General features: G+C 38.3%; 12 protein-coding genes. 10 read left to right on the forward strand and 2 right to left on the reverse strand.

All coding sequences use genetic code 11. The features are described from left to right. Position 1: 1 nt before the first annotated feature. Positions 2–1438, reverse strand: coding sequence for a tRNA (N6-isopentenyl adenosine(37)-C2)-methylthiotransferase MiaB (miaB, locus tag IPH66_03190; GenBank protein ID MBK7128356.1), 1437 nt, complete (start codon positions 1436–1438; stop codon positions 2–4). A 235-nt stretch (positions 1439–1673) separates the two neighbouring features. Here miaB and topA point away from each other — a divergent pair, with 235 nt between their 5' ends. From topA to IPH66_03230, 8 genes are all read left to right on the forward strand, one after another. After that, entirely contained in the window at positions 1674–4097 is a 2424-nt protein-coding gene (gene topA, locus IPH66_03195; protein ID MBK7128357.1) for a type I DNA topoisomerase, read from the forward strand. A gap of 11 nt (positions 4098–4108) precedes the next feature. Then, a complete protein-coding gene (locus tag IPH66_03200) occupies positions 4109–5266 on the forward strand; it encodes a formimidoylglutamase (protein MBK7128358.1) in 1158 nt (385 codons plus the stop codon). Between the two features lie 130 nt (positions 5267–5396). Beyond that, positions 5397–6380 carry a PorP/SprF family type IX secretion system membrane protein gene (locus IPH66_03205; protein MBK7128359.1) on the forward strand — a complete coding sequence of 328 codons (984 nt, stop codon included), beginning with the start codon at positions 5397–5399 and terminating at the stop codon, positions 6378–6380. A gap of 103 nt (positions 6381–6483) precedes the next feature. Next, positions 6484–8112 (forward strand): SUMF1/EgtB/PvdO family nonheme iron enzyme, encoded by a 1629-nt coding sequence (locus tag IPH66_03210; GenBank protein ID MBK7128360.1) that lies wholly within the window; start codon positions 6484–6486, stop codon positions 8110–8112. Between the two features lie 89 nt (positions 8113–8201). After that, a complete protein-coding gene (gene gldL, locus IPH66_03215; GenBank protein MBK7128361.1) occupies positions 8202–9008 on the forward strand; it encodes a gliding motility protein GldL in 807 nt (268 codons plus the stop codon). Between the two features lie 64 nt (positions 9009–9072). Next, positions 9073–10788, forward strand: a complete 1716-nt coding sequence (locus tag IPH66_03220) for a hypothetical protein (GenBank protein MBK7128362.1) — start codon at positions 9073–9075, stop codon at positions 10786–10788. A gap of 20 nt (positions 10789–10808) precedes the next feature. Next, positions 10809–11852, forward strand: coding sequence for a gliding motility protein GldN (gldN, locus tag IPH66_03225; protein ID MBK7128363.1), 1044 nt, complete (start codon positions 10809–10811; stop codon positions 11850–11852). A 247-nt stretch (positions 11853–12099) separates the two neighbouring features. Next, the gene (locus tag IPH66_03230; protein ID MBK7128364.1) at positions 12100–14022 is read left to right on the forward strand and encodes an ABC-F family ATP-binding cassette domain-containing protein; all 1923 of its coding nucleotides are present in this window, start codon (positions 12100–12102) and stop codon (positions 14020–14022) included. A gap of 53 nt (positions 14023–14075) precedes the next feature. On the opposite strand, the gene IPH66_03235 is transcribed toward IPH66_03230, so the two are convergent. After that, complete coding sequence (locus IPH66_03235) at positions 14076–15188, reverse strand: acyltransferase (protein ID MBK7128365.1); 1113 nt, start codon at positions 15186–15188, stop codon at positions 14076–14078. Positions 15189–15290: 102 nt separating this feature from the next. Here IPH66_03235 and lnt point away from each other — a divergent pair, with 102 nt between their 5' ends. Beyond that, entirely contained in the window at positions 15291–16898 is a 1608-nt protein-coding gene (gene lnt / locus IPH66_03240) for an apolipoprotein N-acyltransferase (protein MBK7128366.1), read from the forward strand. Between the two features lie 234 nt (positions 16899–17132). After that, the gene (locus tag IPH66_03245; GenBank protein MBK7128367.1) at positions 17133–17708 is read left to right on the forward strand and encodes a nucleotide exchange factor GrpE; all 576 of its coding nucleotides are present in this window, start codon (positions 17133–17135) and stop codon (positions 17706–17708) included. Positions 17709–17719 lie beyond the last annotated feature (11 nt).

The raw sequence follows: 17719 nt of genomic DNA on the forward strand, positions 1-17719 counted from the left end.
CTTATTTATTGACAACTGTTCCTCTGGCGGTAGCGCTTGTAAACTCTGTGATTTTTACTGTAACATAATCTCCCGCTTTAAAATTTCCTTTTGGAAAAACAACAGTTAGATTTTGTGAGTTTCTGCCATATAATTCTTGATCTGATCGCTTGGATACTCCTTCCACTAAAACTTCATATTCACTGCCAACTGTCTGCGCATTACTCTGGTATGATAATTCTTGTTGCAATGTTTGCACTTCGTTGAGGCGTCGCATTTTTGTTTCCTCGGGTATATCGTCCGGATAGTTCCTTTCCGCAAGGGTTTTAGGTCGCTCAGAATAAAAGAACATATAGGCAAAATCAAATTTGCACTCTCGCATCAAACTAAGCGTGTCTTTATGCTGGTCTTCGGTTTCTCCGCAGAATCCGCAAATCACATCGGTTGAAATTGCACAATCTGGCATGTATTTTCTGATTGCAGCAATGCGGTCAAGATACCATTCTCGTGAATATCCTCGGTTCATTTTTTGCAAAATCTCACTGTTTCCTGATTGCACCGGAAGATGGATGTATTTGCAAATGTTTGCATACTTTGCCATGGTTTCCAACACTTCATCGGTCATGTCTTTTGGATGTGAAGTCGAAAATCTTACCCTCAGCAGCGGACTCACCAAAGCCACTTTTTCAAGTAACTCAGCAAAGTTTACCGTTGGCTTTTCTGCATCAATAATTTCATTCTTTTTAGTAATGTTCCAGCGGTAACTATCTACGTTTTGTCCAAGTAGTGTCACTTCACGATATCCGTCTTCAAATAATTTTTTTGCTTCTGCTATAATAGATTCTGGATCTCTGCTTCGTTCACGTCCTCGGGTGAAAGGCACTACACAAAAAGAGCACATATTATCACATCCGCGCATAATTGAGATAAAAGCTGAAACTCCGTTTTTGTCCAGCCGAACCGGTGAAATATCAGCGTAAGTTTCTTCTCTAGATAATAAAACATTAACGGCTTTTTGACCTCCTTCTACTTCTTCAATAAGTCTCGGTAAATCACGGTATGTATCAGGCCCTGCAACTAAATCAACCAGTTTTTCTTCTTCCAGTAATTGTGTTTTTAATCGCTCAGCCATGCAACCTAATATGCCAATGATTAAAGAAGGCTTTCGTCTTTTTTGTTTTTGATATTGGTGAAGTTTGTTGCGCACACGCTGTTCTGCATTGTCTCTTATTGAGCAGGTATTCATCAATATCACATCTGCCTCCACAGCGTTGCGCGTTGTTGAGAATCCTTGTTGTGATAAAATGGATGCAACTATTTCGCTGTCTGAAAAATTCATTTGACAACCATAGCTTTCTAAATACAATTTTTTATTCCCTCCATTGCTGGTTTCAAGCATAGTTGCACTTCCCTGCAAGGCTTCGTCTAATTCTTTTGACCCGGTCTGTCTCAATTCCATCTGCTGTATTTTACCGCAAATTTAGTGATATTTCAATGGTTGTATGCCAATCTGGCAGATAATTTATTAAACCTTATTTCTAATCCGAGATTTTTTTTTCAAAAACTTTATTATTATAAATAATAAGGAGGCTTTCTTTTACCTTCTTATCATCGTCCTTAACGCTGACATCAATTTCTATTTATAATTTTGTCGTGCTTAAGCCCCTTAAGGTTAAGTATTGTTTGAATAAATTATGGGAAAAAATCTCGTTATTGTTGAGTCTCCTGCAAAGGCGACTACGATTGAAAAGTATCTCGGTAAAGAGTATATTGTAAAATCAAGTTTCGGACACGTTCGTGATCTGGCAAAAGGTGACAACTCAATTGACATTCAGAAAAATTTTGAACCTACTTACATAGTCTCACCTGATAAAACTAAGGTGATTACTGAATTAAAAAAATTAGTGAAAGAATCAGATATGGTTTGGCTTGCTTCCGATGAAGACCGTGAAGGAGAAGCCATTGCATGGCATTTGAAAGAGGCTTTGGGTTTGAAAGAAGGAAAGTATAAGCGAATTACCTTCAATGAAATTACCAAAGGTGCAGTGCTTGAAGCAATCAATAACCCACGTGATATTGATGAAGATTTAGTAAATGCGCAACAGGCTAGAAGGATTCTTGACCGCCTTGTGGGGTTTGAATTATCTCCTGTTTTATGGAAAAAAGTGAAACCGTCTCTTTCTGCCGGCAGGGTTCAATCTGTTGCTGTTAGACTCATTGTTGAGCGTGAAAATGAAATTGAAAAATTCCAATCGTCAGCTTTTTACAGAACTGATGCATCATTTTTGAATAGCAATAAAGTCAGCTTTAAGGCAAAACTTGAAGATAATTTTGATGAATACAATAAGGCGGTTGATTTTGTAAAAGCGTGTAATGGTTTTGACTTCAAAGTGGCTGATATCGCAACCAAACCGGCAAGTAAATCTCCGGCGGCTCCTTTCACTACTTCAACTCTCCAGCAAGAAGCCAGTTTAAAACTTGGTTTTTCAGTGTCGCGTACCATGACTGTCGCGCAAAAATTATACGAAGCCGGTTATATTAGTTACATGAGAACTGATTCAGTGAATCTTTCTGAAACAGCGCTCAATGCTGCTAAGGCTGAAATTGAACAAGCATACGGTAAAGAATTTCATCAACTCAGAAAATACAAAACAAAATCAGCCAACGCGCAAGAAGCTCACGAAGCTATCAGACCAACTGATTTTTCTCGTCGCTCCATTGATGGTGAGCGTGATGAAGATCGCTTGTATCAATTAATTCTGAAACGCACACTGGCTTCTCAAATGGCTGATGCAAAGCTTGAAAGAACGGTTGCAAAAATTACCGCCCCGCAAAATAAATATTTTATAGCCAACGGTGAGGTGATCAAATTTGAAGGTTTTCTAAAAGTGTATCTTGAAACAAAATTGGATGAAGAAGAAGAAGAAATGGAAGGTATGCTGCCTGCATTGGCAACAGGTGAATCAGTTAACCCAAAGGAAATTTCATCTTCTGAAAGGTATACAAGACCACCTGCACGTTATGTTGAAGCAAGTCTGGTAAAAAAACTTGAAGAGCTGGGTATTGGTCGTCCTTCAACGTATGCACCAACCATTTCTACCATTCAAAAAAGAGGTTACGTTGAAAAAGGTGAGCGCGAAGGTGCTGAACGAAAGTATCGCGTAGTTTCTCTTCAGAATTCTAACGTAGAGGAAAAGTTATTGAGTGAACGCACGGGTAGTGATAAAGGTAAGTTGATACCTACTGACATTGGCCGAATTGTAACTGAATTCCTGGTTCAGAATTTTGGAAATATTTTAGATTATAATTTTACCGCAACCGTTGAGAAAGAGTTTGATGATATTGCGCAAGGATTGATGAAATGGACAAAAATGATTCATGAATTCTATAACCCTTTTCACTCAGCTGTTGAGAATACGCTTGAGCATTCAGAACGTGCAACCGGTGAAAGATTGCTGGGCATTGATCATGTTTCAGGGAAAAATGTCTACGCTCGTATAGGTCGTTTTGGTCCAATGATTCAAATTGGTGAGCAAGATGATGAGGAAAAGCCAAAATTTGCGACTGTAAAAAAGGATCAAAGTATTCAAACTATCTCTCTTGCTGAGGCGTTGGAATTATTCAAATATCCAAAAACTATCGGCGAATTTGAAGGGCATGAAGTGAAAATAAGTTCAGGCAGATTTGGACCGTATATTCAACATGATAAAAAATTTGTTTCAATCAGCGCTAAATTGGGTGATTCGCTTGAGAGTATGACTATTGATCGTGCAATACAATTGATTATTGCCAAGCGTGAAGATGAGAAAAACAAAACCATTAAAATTTTTGATGAAGATCCATCCATGCAATTGTTAAATGGCAGATACGGAGCCTATCTCAAAATTGGAAAAGACAATTTTAAATTGCCAAAAAATAGCGAGCCATCTTCATTGACTTATCAGGAGTGCCTTGATATTGCTGCAAGTCAATCAAAATCACCAAAATCAAAATCTGCGGCAGCAAAATCAAAAACATCAACTACTGCTGAAAAAAAGCCGGTTGCAAAAAAGAAGTCAACGTCAAAAAAGGTAAGCGCTTCAGCAAATAAAATAACAGCAAAAAAAACTAAAAAGTAAAATTTCAGGTGATGAAAGATATCAGCATTTACTTTACTGAATTTGCGCAAAATCAAAGCTATTCTAAAGGGCAGGTTGGTGAAAAAGTCAGAATAAATTCAGATGCTGATTTTGAATTACCGATTGCAGGTAGCATTGCATTGATTTTTGTACCTGAATATAGAAATTCTAACTACAAAAAACCGGAAAAATTAATAGAACAAATTCGCCAAAAATTCTTCAATCTCATGGCAGGCGAATGGCAGTATAAAATCTATGATTTGGGCTGTATTCATCCCGGCAAAACACCTGAAGATACCTATGTTGCCTTAGCTGAGGTAGTGCATGAATTGGTTAAAGCAAAAGTTTTTCCGGTGATCATCGGGGGCAGTAATGATCTTACTTACGCGATATACCGTGGCTACCAACATTTAGAGCAAACAGTGAACATTGTAGACATTGATGCTTCACTGGATATGGGAAATCCTGCAGATGAAATTTCTGCTGCGAATTGGCTGAGTAAAATTATTGTGCACAAACCAGGATATCTTTTTAATTATTGTCTGCTTGGTTATCAATCTTATTTTTTAAATCCAGATGAAATGACCCTTCTTGAAAAAATGTATTTTGATGCATTTCGGTTGGGAGAATTTTATTCAGATGAAAAAATGGTAGAACCATTAGTGCGTAATGCGGATATATTGAGCTTTGATCTCAATGCAATCAGATCATCCGATTATCATGGGAACAGTGCCGGCATGCCTCATGGATTCTATGGCGAAGACGCTTGTCGTATTATGCGTTATGCCGGTTGGAGTGATAAGCTCACCAGTATGGGCATGTTTAATATTACTGAGTACGATGGATCTTTGCGGTATGATGCCAATCTTATTGCTCAAATGATATGGTATTTTGTAGAAGGCTTTCATCAGAGAAAAAAAGATTATCCTGTTGGCTCTAAAGCCAGCTATACCAAATACACCGTGTCTCTTGATGATTTTAAAGATCAGATCATTTTCTACAAAAGTGATAAAAGCGGAAGATGGTGGATGGAGGTACCATACCCCAAAGTTGAAGGTATGAAATATCAACGCCATTTATTGATTCCTTGCACCTACGAGGTTTACGAGAAGGCACTGCAAAATGAAATGCCAAATCTTTGGTGGAAAACTTTCCAAAAGTTATCCTGATTATCAACAGAATGATGTTTGTTAATCAAAATTGTTTCAAAAAAAATAACACCATTTAAACTTTTTTTACTTATTTTAGCGCCTTGTTGGTGTATTCTGACCCCAAAAAAGTGTGAAAAATAAATTAATTATGAGAAAGATTTTATCTTTTTTTATGTGCTTTTCTATCGTGTCTATCTCAATGGCACAGCAAGATGCGCAGTATTCGCATTACATGTTTGATCGCATGTCTTTCAACCCGGCCTCAACCGGTTTTAAAGGCTATTGTGCAACAGTAATCTATCGCAATCAATGGGACAGAGTTCAGGATGCTCCTAACTCTACCTTATTGAATTTACAGGCAAATATCCCAAAAATCAGCAGTGGGGTTGGTTTGTCTTTCACCAATGATGCCATTGGATTCACTAGAAATAACACGGTTAGATTATGTTACGCACGGCACATTCCAACCAGTTATGGTGTTTTCAGTGCCGGTGCTTCGCTTGGAATTGTTAACGTAAGCTTTTCACCAATGTGGGTGCCCCCTACAACAACTCCTGATCCAAACCTGCCTGCTGCAACTGCCGGAACAGGTTTTGATATGAACCTTGGCTTATACTGGCACTCAACAGGCGATTATCCTTATTATGTTGGAGTATCGGCAACACACGTTTTACCTGCTAGCCTGAACATTGGGTCAAGTCTGGGTACAACCACTAGCTATAGCGTTGCACGTCACTATTACATTATTGCCGGATATGACTATGATTTAGGTGCTACCATTGGTAGTCCAAGACCGTTCATGTTGCGTCCTTCAGTGCTTGTTAAAGCTGATGGGTCAACCATGATCTTTGACATTAATGTATTAGCTGAATATTATCTTAGCACATCAGCATATCTGTGGGGTGGTGCATCATTCCGTATGTCTGACGGTGTTCCTATTATGTTAGGATATGCTTTTGCACCAAATAACCAACCAACAAAAAACTGGTTAAAATTTGGTTACTCATTTGATATAATGACCAACCCGCTGAAACAATATGGCAAAGGAACACACGAACTGATGATCAACTATTGCCTGTTTCCTCCTCCTCCGGTTGTAGCAAGACACGGAAATCCGTTTATTTTGCAATAGAAAAAAATAATTCTGTAACCAAATTGCAAGATTGACGTTAAAAAGAAACCAAACCTGAACCTGATAGTCGTAAAATTAAGATTGGTAGAAAAAACAAGGTAGCATGAAAAAATTATTGTTTTTGGGAGTAGTAGGAGTTGCAGCGGTCTTTACCGCATGTGATTCCGGAACTGGTCACCTGACCGGTGTACAGGGGCGCAGGGCGTATTATCCTGAGATACCACTTGGAATGGTTTACATTCCGTCTGGTTCTTATACAATGGGTAATGGCGACCAAGATGTGCCTTTCCTACATCAGGCCAGATCACACGTGGTTTCTATACACGCGTTGTATATGGATCAAACTGAAATCACAAACAACGAGTATCGTGAGTTTGTGTTTTGGGTGAAGGATTCTATCATGCTTGAAAGAATCTATTCTCGTGGTCTGAATGCAAGTTGGACAAATAGTATTGAAGGCAGCAATATTACTCCTGAAATTGATCCAGGTCTTTTGGGTGATATGTTGAATTATCCGGATATCTATTATGATGAAACATCTCAGACCTGGTATAGTTTTGATCCAAATGATCCTTTCGCAAACCTTTCAGATCAAGAGATGCGTGCCAGATTCCCGCTTTCATGGAGAATTAAAGGGATTAAAGATGAGCAAGTTATTCCGTTGATTTCAGATATGTACTTAAGACCTACAGAACGCTGGTATAAGCGACGTGAAATAGATGTAAACCAGTTGAGATTTAAATATTACTGGATTGATTTACCTGAAGCGGCTAAAAAAGGTCGTGTTAACATTGTCCGCAATGGATACGACAAAGACGGTAACTTTACTAATCCGACGCTTAAACCTCAGCATCGTGACCTGAAAAATCCTGAGCATCCATTTACCGGTCAGCCAGTCGGGCAAGATGAAAACCTGGGTTATTTCAACTCAAAAGGTCAAAACAATGCAATTCGTTCTCATGAAGATCGTGGGCGTTTTATCATTGCTGAAGAAATCAACGTTTATCCTGATACATTGTGTTGGGTGCGTGATTTCACATACTCTTTCAATGATCCAATGACTAACATGTATTTCTGGCATCCGGCTTATGATAATTATCCGGTGATTGGAATTACTTGGGTGCAAGCTCGTGCATTCTGCGTTTGGAGAACACAAAAATTGAATAACTGGCTTGAAGCAATGGGTGCACTTTGGGTACAAGATTTCCGTTTACCTACTGAAGGTGAGTGGGAATATGGTTCACGCGGTGATCTGAAAGATAGCCCGTATCCATGGGGAGGTCCATACATTCGTAACTCTGCAGGTTGTATGCTAGGAAACTTTAAACCAATGCGCGGACGTTATTTTGATGATGGTGGTTTCTACCCTGTTAAAGCGTATTCATATAACCCGAATGGTTACGGATTATATTGTATGGCTGGTAACGTGGCAGAATGGACTGAAACAGCGTATGACGAATCAGTTTATGAATTTGCGCATGACCTGCAAACAGAATACAGATATTATGCAATGGACTGGGATCCACCTTCAATGAAAAGAAAAGTTATTCGTGGTGGTTCATGGAAAGATATTGGATTCTATCTGCAAACAAGTGCCAGAACTTACGAATATCAGGATACATCTAAATCATACATCGGATTCAGATGCGTTCAAACTCATATCGGTCGTGGTGGTAGAGACTTCTCACGTGAGGGAGGAGAGGAGTTGAGATCAGATATCGAGTTGCGTTAAAAGAGTAAATTATAAACCAAATAAATAAATGTTAAACTAATAAAAGCAAGGAAACTATGAGACCAGGAACCAAAAAATGGAAATTATTTATGGCAAAGCTGTACGGTATCGGTGCAGCAGTTGTAATCGTTGGTGCGATGTTTAAAATCATGCACTGGCCAGGTGCAGGTGCGATGCTTGTAGGAGGATTGAGTACAGAAGCCGTAATCTTTTTCTTTTCAGCATTTGAACCTTTACATGAAGATCCAAAATGGGAGTTAGTATATCCTGAACTAGCTCTTGCACACGATGAAAATTTTGACTTGCATGCCTATATAGATGAAAAAGGTGCGCATGGTGGTGGTCACGGTGGTGGCGGTGGTAGCGCCGGAACCGGAATTACCGAAAAATTTGACAGCCTGTTAGAAGAGGCAAAAATTGATGCAGATTTATTAAATCGCTTAGGTGATGGTATTCGAAACCTGAGTGAAAATGCGGAAGGTTTGAAATCAGTTTCAACTGCTGCAGCTGCTACTGATTCTTATGTAGCAAGTCTTGAAGGTGCATCTAAACAAGTTAAAACACTTTCTGCTACTTACGAAAAAGCTTCTGAATCATTATTAGGGCTTACCTCAGGTACTGAAGAAGGTGCAAACTTTGGTGATCAAATTAAGAAAGTGTCTACAAATCTTGCTGCGTTGAACAACGTTTACGAACTACAATTAAAAGGTTCAACAGCGCATCTTGAAGCAACTGAGAAATTCCAATCAGGTGTACTTGAAATGATGGATAATCTCAATTCTTCTATTTCTGATACTAAGATCTATAAAGAAAATATGGCCATGTTGTCTCGCAACTTGACTGACCTTAACCAGGTTTATGGCAATATGCTTAAAGCTATGACTATTACCAGATAATAACTTTGTTACTTTCTGGAAAAAAGGAATTAATTAGTTAACTAACTAAAAAAACTTAATAATCATGGCAGGAGGAAAAGAAACCCCAAGGCAGAAGATGATCGGTATGATGTACCTCGTACTTACCGCACTTCTAGCTCTTAACGTTTCGAAGCAGATTGTCGCTGCTTTCGTAACGCTAAATGACAAGTTGGATGCATCGGCAACGATCATCAACAACAAAAACGAGGACACGCACGCTGAATTTGACAAAAAGCGCGCTGCATTGCAAGCAACCAAAGGGGATATGAAACTCTTTGAATTGTGGCAAGGAAAAGCCGTTGAACTAAAAAAGGAAACAGCGATTATAGTTGGCTATCTTTTAGGTGAGTGCAACGAGATGATTAAAACCTCTGAAGGTGCTGATTGGGTTGAAGAAACGGATGAAGCAGGTAATATTACCAAGTTGAAACCTCTTATGGAGATTAGCGGAATGGATAATTATGATATTCCAACTAACATGTTTGTTGGTGGAAATCCGAACAGTCCGGTGCAACGAGGGTTGGATATCACCGTGAAACTTCACGAATATCGTGATAAAATTGCGGTTATGATGGGAACGTATAAAGTAGGTAACAAGGATTGGTCATTTACGCCTCCATCAGATCTTACGGGACTTGGTGCAGCGTTGGCTACTTGTAACCCTGCAGACACTGCGAAAATTGCTCAGTTTTATAGAGCGCTTACCTACCCAGAGAAGCTTCATGCACATGAACATGGCGCTGAGGATCAACCATGGGTTTCTGTGATTTTTGACCATGCACCTATTGTAGCTGCGGCAGCAATGTTCACTTCATTGAAGCTTGATATTAAAAATGCTGAGTCAATGGTGACAGAATATATGCTAGGCAAAGTAGAGGCTCCAGTGTTTAACTTTAATAAAATTGAACCTTTGGCATTTGCTCGTACCGGCTACATCAATCAAGGAGATTCACTTAATTTAAGTGTTATGATTGCGGCTTATGACTCAAACGAGGTATCCAAAATTAAATGGGGTATGGACGCTGACACTAACAATGAGGCCAATTGGAAAGAAGTTACGGGAAAAATAGGATTGTCTGGTTCTTCGCCTGGTTTTCACAAGGTTAAAGGTGTGATTGGAGTTAAAGAAAAAGGAGAGATTGCATGGAAACCTTGGGAATTTAGCTATACTGTTGGTCAACCAATGGGGGTTGTTGCTCTTCCTGAAATGCGTGTACTTTATGCCGGTTATAATAACGTAGTTGAAGGTACTGCATCCGGTTATGATCCAAGCACCATCACATTGTCTGGCAGTGGTTGTTCATTGTCTTCAAAAGGAAATGGGCAGTATATCGCAACTTGTACCAGAGGCACTAAAAAGGCGACTATTTCTATCAGTGCAAAAAAAGATGGAGGTGGATCAGTTAGCCTTGGAGCTTTTGATTTTGAGGTGAGACCAATGCCAAATGCGACGGTTTATTTCGGTGACGTTACTATGGGTGGTACTGCGTCTTACACACAGGCTTCAAATCAACCTGGTGTAACAGTCGCTTATGATCCTTCTGTTCCGCTAAAAGGGGTAAAATTTTCTATTAGTGGAGGTCAAGTAAAGGTTGATGGAATTGCAGGTGTTGGGGGATTGACAAGTGGCGGACAGTTTGACTCCAAATCCAAGAGTTTATTAAAACAATCCAAAGGGAAACAAGTAACTATTATTGTTGACTATAAAGGTCCTGATGGAATTGGTAAAAAAGGAGGAGTGTCTTTTACAGTAAAATAGTTTAACTAAAAAGTGAGAGTATGTTGAGTTTGAGAGGGAAAATTGCGTTATTGGGAATTGCGCTTCTGGGTGAAGTGACCTTTGCCCAAGATGAAATTAGAGGACCGATAGCAAACCCTGCGCCCGGTGTATTAGACGGTGTGTACGTGCAAGAGCATGTGCCTACTAAAAAGGTAGTACCATATGAGTACGTACGAGAAGCTGATGTTGCTTGGGCTAAGCGGGTTTGGCGAGTAATTGATTTACGAGAGAAATTCAATCACCCTTTATATTATCCCCTTGATGACTTTCAGGATGCCATGAATGAACTTGATTTTACGCAGTGGCTCCGGAATCCAACTAGATGGAGTTTATGGACAATTATCCGATATCATATCATGACGGGTGATTTAACATTATACTCTCCTTTTCATCCAGATTGGCAAACATGGAGAGACGGAGACTTATTCAAGTATCCCTATACCGCTGAGAAATACGGTTTGGGTCCAGGCGGTACTTTCATTTCAGATTCTGTGTTCAGAAAGAATGTAAAGGCCATGGAGTATTTGGGTTATGAAGAGTTTAGTGCAAATCCAACGCCGATAAAGAGTATCTCAGACCCTTTGTATGACTCTGTTGATGCCACAGGTATGACTGTTTATTATCCAAACGAATTCTTTTGGTATGAAGCCAAGGACATTGTTCAGTATCGAGTTAAGGAAGATTGGTTCTTTGACAAAGAAAGATCTGTAATGGATGTTCGAATTATTGGTTTGTGTCCTGTTGTATATAAGATGGATGATAAAGGAAATATAGAAGGTTTCAAGGAACTCTTCTGGCTCTACTTCCCAGAGTGTCGTTATGTATTCCAAAACTTCTTTGTGCAGAATAAAGATAATGATGCGCAGAGAATGTCTTATGACGACTTGTTCTGGAAACGGATGTTCCAAAGCTATATCGTGAAGTCATCGAATATCTATGACCGTGAAATAGACAGTTACAAAGCGGGTGTTGATGCCTTGCTTGAGTCAGAGCGAATCAAAGAAGAGATTTTCATCTTTGAACATGACCTCTGGAATTTCTAATACAAAATTTAAAATAGAAAAAACCGTCTCCTTCTGGAGGCGGTTTTTTTTTGCTCATAATTCATAATCGGTGATATTATAATGGGGATTTAGGATTGATAACGCCTCAGAATTATTCAGTGTTCTACTATTGATAAAAAAAACAGGTAAATGGTATGTTTTGCAAGTCGCTATTATTATTTCAAGCTTCTATTGCATAATGTCATGGTAAACTAAAATATCATACCAAATGCTATAACTTTGCAGCATGATTAGATTAGCTGACTTGTCGTATTACCTGCCACAGGGATTTTTATATAAAAATGTTTCCATGTTTTTGGACAGAGGAGATAAAATTGGTCTCACCGGTAAGAATGGTGTTGGAAAATCTACTCTTCTAAAAATTATTGCGGGCGATTTGCAGCCGACTGAAGGAAGTGTTTTGCGTGAAAAAAATCTGCAAATTGGTTTTCTAACCCAAGAACTGAAAATTGAAAAAGATAAAATAGTTAGAAATTACGTTGAAGAATCTAACGTTGAAGTTAACAGATTGAATGAGCAACTTGATGACGTGAATCATCAATTAGCAACGCGTACGGATTATGAGTCAGAAATCTATCACGATTTGATGGAACGCGTGACTCAAATTAATGACAGACTCACCGTGTTAGATGCCTATCAATTAAAAGAGAAAACTGAAACAGTATTGAAAGGTCTCGGATTTAAACCGAATGATTTGGATATGCCTTTGTCACAATTCAGTGGCGGATGGCAAATGCGGGCAGAATTAGCCAGATTACTTGTCAATAATCCGGATGTACTATTGATTGATGAGCCAACAAATCATTTGGATATTGTATCTATACAATGGCTTGAAAATTATCTAAAACAATTCAAGGGTGGATTAATTCTCATTTCACATGACAGACGATTTTTGGATAATGTTACCAACCGGACAATTGAAATCGCTAATCAACGCTTGTATGATTATAAATGTAATTACTCCAAATACCTTGTTTTGCATGCTGAAGAAATGGAGCGTACCATGCAGGCAAAAAAGAATCAGGATAAAGAAATTAAACGCACCGAAGATTTAATTAATAAATATCGCGCAAAAGCCAATAAGGCATCCTTTGCGCAAAGTTTGATAAAAAAACTAGACAAGGTTGAACGCATTGAAATTGATACCATAGAACGCAAGGCATTCAATCTGAAATTCTCACTTGCCAACGCATCCGGGAGAATGGTGCTTGACATTAAAAAGATGTCAAAAAAATTTGGGAATAAAATCATTTTTGACAACATGGATCTTGTGCTGGACAGAGGTGATAAGGTTGCCCTGTTGGGACCTAATGGAGTTGGAAAATCTACCCTGATCAAAGCAATCAACAAAGAAATTAACTATGAGGGTGAAATAATATTCGGTCACAACGTATCAATCGGATATTTTGCGCAAGACTCAGCTGAAAAACTCAACGGAGAAAAAACTGTTTTTGAAACCATAGATGAAATTGCAACCGGAGAAAAAAGAAAAGATATAAGAAATATTCTAGGTGCTTTTTTATTCGGTGGGGAAGAGATTGACAAAAAGGTGAAAGTACTTTCAGGAGGTGAACGGACTCGTCTTGCGATATGTAAATTGCTATTTCAGGATTTTAATTTCTTGATCATGGATGAGCCAACAAATCACCTTGATTTGAATAGCAAAGACATTCTGAAAGATGCCCTCAAAACTTATGAAGGCACCATTCTTCTTGTATCACACGACCGTGATTTTTTAGATGGATTGAGCACCAAAATATGGGAGATACAAAATGCACAAATCAGAACGCACTATTTTGATGTGAATGAATTTGTAGCACGCCTTAATAATGAGTTTTCAGGTAATCTATCAGAACAAAAAAAGCAAGATCAATCAACGGGTGATCATCGCAACCAGCACGAGAAACAAAAGGCAGACAAATCTCAACTCAGAAAACTTGAAAATCAATTGCGTAAATTAGAAAATGATATCGAAGCGCATGAAAAAAATCTGGCTGAAAAAAATGCTGCACTTGAACAAGTAGATTTTAGTGATACTGAAAAGTATCAAAAAATTGCGAGTGAGTATCAAGTATTGAGAACATCACTAGATCAATTGATGCTTGATTGGGAGGATGTGCAAACCAAGCTAGAGGAGATGCGCGAGTGAGAGCTTCAATCAATTCTGCAACTACTCTGCAAAATTGTTCTTTATGCGCTGAATTATTCTTTTTTAAATTCGCGTCTAAATCTCAGCAAGGGTTTTTCAAAAAAGTTATAACTCAGGTCAGCCACAATCCATGAGAGAATAAAACTGAGTGCGGTGAATCCTGCTTTTACGGCAACTGAGTTGATTTCAAAATCTAACGAATCAATACCAATCACAATGAGAACGTTGATAATGGATTGATAAATAATCATTCCAAAACTTATTTTTCCGAGATGAGAAATCAATTTATTATTTCTGAGTTTAATTGCAGAATTTTTGCCAAAGGTTTGTTCAAGTACGATGAATGAAAATATGACGCAAGTGAAAACCGGTGCTAAGCTAATCCAAACAAAATGATCGCTAAGCAAATAGGTGAATGCAACAACTATGAGGCCCGCTATATAAATTGGAACAATAAGTCGTTTGGGAATATTTTTTACTCGTTCAATCAGTTTGTCATTGTTACGTACTTTAATTGCCAGAAATATGCCACATCCAATGGCAACACCAAATGATAGAAAGTCAAATTGAAAAGGAAGATCAACAAAATAGTGAACAACTCTTGCTGCAATTCCAACTATAACGGCTGCAAGAGCAATTTTATCCAGATGTTTTTCAAAATTTTTCAGTATGATTCCTATCACAAGATAGTATTGCGTGAACATGTACACAGTCCACGCAATGAGCAAATAGATATACTGCTCTTTTGTAAATCCAGTTAAAGTGCCCGGTAGATGAATGAAAAAATCTGTGAACGAAGGCGTATTAACGGCAATCAGTTTCAGAATTTTGATGATCATGGGGTGTAATAAAAATGCGAATAGTAACGCGATGATGAACAATGGCGCAATGCGCAGCACCCGCCTGATATAGAAACTTTTTAGTGAAAAAGATTGGTTGTATTTATATTCTCTCAATCCATGTGATGCAAGCAAGAAGGAAGAAAGGAAGAAAAAGAAATCAAGGCTGTTTGTGGCAAGAATTTCAAATAAATTAGTCATCTCGCTGTGAAATCCTTCGGTATCTGTTCTGGTAAGATAGAACACACAAAAAAGAAAAACAGGGATAAAAGCAAAGAAGCGCAGGGCATCGAGGTCTTTAAAATGTAGCCTTTTATCTTTTGGCATCGTGCAGTAGTTTGATCAAATATAGATGAAAAAACATCGTCTTAACATGAACTTAGACTGCTTTATGCACTGAGTTGTCTGAATAAGTTTAATTTTGTTGCCATGGAAATACAGCACCGGTACTTGTTTTTACTGACTCTTTCAGGAGCCATTGCTTTAGGCATCAGTTTTCCCTTCACCGGCGGTTTTTTTCCCATCGTTTTTATTGCATTTGTTCCTGTGATTTTAGTGAACAATGCCCTGAACAAGGAAAAAAAATTTAGGTTCATAAAACGACTTGGATATAATTTCCTTTATTTTCTCATCTTCAATATTATTACAACCTGGTGGATTTCTTACGCATCACCTGAAGGAGGCTACTTTGCCGTGTTAGTCAATGCGGTGCTCATGACCTTGCCCTTCTTTTTTTCATCATTTATTGCAAGACAATTGGGTGAAAATCGTGGCTTGATTGCCCTTGCGGTGTTGTGGATGTCATTTGAATACGCACATTTTTATTGGGAGCTTTCATGGCCATGGCTTAATTTGGGACATGTTTTTGGAAATCAACCAAAACTCATTCAATGGTATGAATACAGTGGTATAACCGGAGGAACACTTTGGGTATTATGCTTGAATATTCTAGTCTATTTAGTGACCAGAAATATTTGGATCAGAAAAGAAAGTTTAAAGATTCAAACACCTATTTTTTTATTCATAGGGCTTGGCCTCTGTATTCCAATTATCAGCAGCTTGGTTATTTATTATTCTTATGAAGAAAAAAATGATCCGGTAGATATTGTTGTAGTTCAGCCTAATATTGAAGCGCATCATGAAAAATTTTATACTCCATGGACCGTGCAACTTGAAAAAATGTTTAGGTTGGCTGATGAACTGGTGACGCAGGATGTTGATTTGGTTTTATGTCCTGAAACAGCTATTAATATTGGTTTGGATGAAATGCAATTGGAAGATGAACAGGCCATCAAATATGTAAAATCATTTCAGCGTGTCAAGTATAATGTGCCGGTAATTATTGGCGCATTTACTCAAAAGTTTTTTAAAGAAGAAAATTCTCCTGCAACCAGATTTTATTCAGGATTTTGGTATGAAGACTACAACTCAGCCCTGTTGGTTGACACATTGAAAAACACAGAAATTTATCACAAATCAAAATTAGTATTGGGATCTGAAAAATTGCCTTTTGTTGGTATGTTTCCTTTCTTAAAAAAATATTCAGTTGAACTTGGAGGAACCTCAGGTATGCTTGGACTTGGTGATGAACCAAAAAATTTCACAGCCAGTGGAGTAATCTTTGCTCCGGTGATTTGTTATGAATCAGTTTACGGTGAGTACGTGAGTTATTATACCAGAAAGGGAGCTGAAATTTTAACTGTAATCACAAATGATGGTTGGTGGCAAGACAGTCCAGGACATAAACAACACCGTATGTTTTCTCAAATCAGGGCTATTGAAAATCGCAGAAGTGTAGCAAGATCTGCCAATACAGGAATTTCTTGTTTTATTGATCAGCGAGGAGAAATAATAAGTGAACTACCATACAATACGGCCGGGGTGCTTAGGGAAAAAATAAATCGCAATACTACCTTTACTTTTTATGTTACCTATGGAGATTTATACGGGCGGATTTCGCTATTCATGGCAATCGGTTTGTTCATCTACGCAGTAGTAAATTACCTCAAAAAGCGAGGAATAAAAACGGGGGTATAATATCTTATCCGTCAAAAAAAAATATGGCTAACAAGAACCAGTCTCTGCACCAACAATCGGCGGCTTCTGCGTACTGTCAAACAGGCATTTTGTCACTGATTTGATTCTTTTAAAAGACATAAGTGCCAATAAATTCTGAAACTTTGTAACAAACCCCTAATTTTGCGTGACACATTGACGTAAATCTGGCATTGGCAGTACATTTGTTGTATGCCGCAACAAAACCACGCAAGCATGGCAAGAAAAGATAAACAAAACGAAGAATCACAAGCTGAAGATCAATTGAAAGAGCAGCAACAAACAGGTGCGGCAGGAAATGAAGAACAGATTGCAGAACAAAATGCTGAATCCGATAATCAACCGCATGCTGAATCTATAGAGCAAAAAATGGCTGAACTGAATGATAAATATGTCAGACTCTATTCAGATTTTGATAATTTCAGAAAGCGCACTGCTAAAGAAAAAGCAGATTTGATATTGCACGCCGGCGGAGAAGTGATTAAAGACTTGCTGGTGGTATTAGATGATTTTGAGAGAGCTGTTGCAAACAATGAAAAAGTTGATTCGGCTGATGCTTTGCGTGAAAGTTTCAAATTGATTCAACATAAATTAGTTAATATTCTACAGCATAAAGGACTTGAGCTTTTAGAATCAAAAGGAGAAGTTTTTTCTGCAGATCAGCACGAGGCTATTACCAACGTGCCGGTTCAGGATGAATCACAAAAAGGAAAAATAATTGATGTGATAGAGCGAGGTTATAATCTCAGAGGCAAGACACTTCGTTTTGCTAAAGTAGTAGTTGGACAATAACAGAGTACGAA

The organism is Crocinitomicaceae bacterium (genome assembly GCA_016708105.1).
In the GTDB taxonomy this organism is placed as follows: domain Bacteria; phylum Bacteroidota; class Bacteroidia; order Flavobacteriales_D; family Crocinitomicaceae; genus JADJGJ01.

What these genes read in the sequence shown, in the direction of transcription:
- IPH66_03205 (MBK7128359.1), top strand. Translation starts at nt 5,397, where the DNA reads ATGAGAAAGATTTTATCTTTTTTTATGTGCTTTTCTATCGTGTCTATC.
- IPH66_03235 (MBK7128365.1), bottom strand. Translation starts at nt 15,188, where the DNA reads ATGCCAAAAGATAAAAGGCTACATTTTAAAGACCTCGATGCCCTGCGC.
- lnt (MBK7128366.1), top strand. Translation starts at nt 15,291, where the DNA reads ATGGAAATACAGCACCGGTACTTGTTTTTACTGACTCTTTCAGGAGCC.
- IPH66_03220 (MBK7128362.1), top strand. Translation starts at nt 9,073, where the DNA reads ATGGCAGGAGGAAAAGAAACCCCAAGGCAGAAGATGATCGGTATGATG.
- IPH66_03245 (MBK7128367.1), top strand. Translation starts at nt 17,133, where the DNA reads ATGGCAAGAAAAGATAAACAAAACGAAGAATCACAAGCTGAAGATCAA.
- IPH66_03210 (MBK7128360.1), top strand. Translation starts at nt 6,484, where the DNA reads ATGAAAAAATTATTGTTTTTGGGAGTAGTAGGAGTTGCAGCGGTCTTT.
- gldN (MBK7128363.1), top strand. Translation starts at nt 10,809, where the DNA reads ATGTTGAGTTTGAGAGGGAAAATTGCGTTATTGGGAATTGCGCTTCTG.
- gldL (MBK7128361.1), top strand. Translation starts at nt 8,202, where the DNA reads ATGGCAAAGCTGTACGGTATCGGTGCAGCAGTTGTAATCGTTGGTGCG.
- miaB (MBK7128356.1), bottom strand. Translation starts at nt 1,438, where the DNA reads ATGGAATTGAGACAGACCGGGTCAAAAGAATTAGACGAAGCCTTGCAG.
- IPH66_03230 (MBK7128364.1), top strand. Translation starts at nt 12,100, where the DNA reads ATGATTAGATTAGCTGACTTGTCGTATTACCTGCCACAGGGATTTTTA.
- IPH66_03200 (MBK7128358.1), top strand. Translation starts at nt 4,109, where the DNA reads ATGAAAGATATCAGCATTTACTTTACTGAATTTGCGCAAAATCAAAGC.
- topA (MBK7128357.1), top strand. Translation starts at nt 1,674, where the DNA reads ATGGGAAAAAATCTCGTTATTGTTGAGTCTCCTGCAAAGGCGACTACG.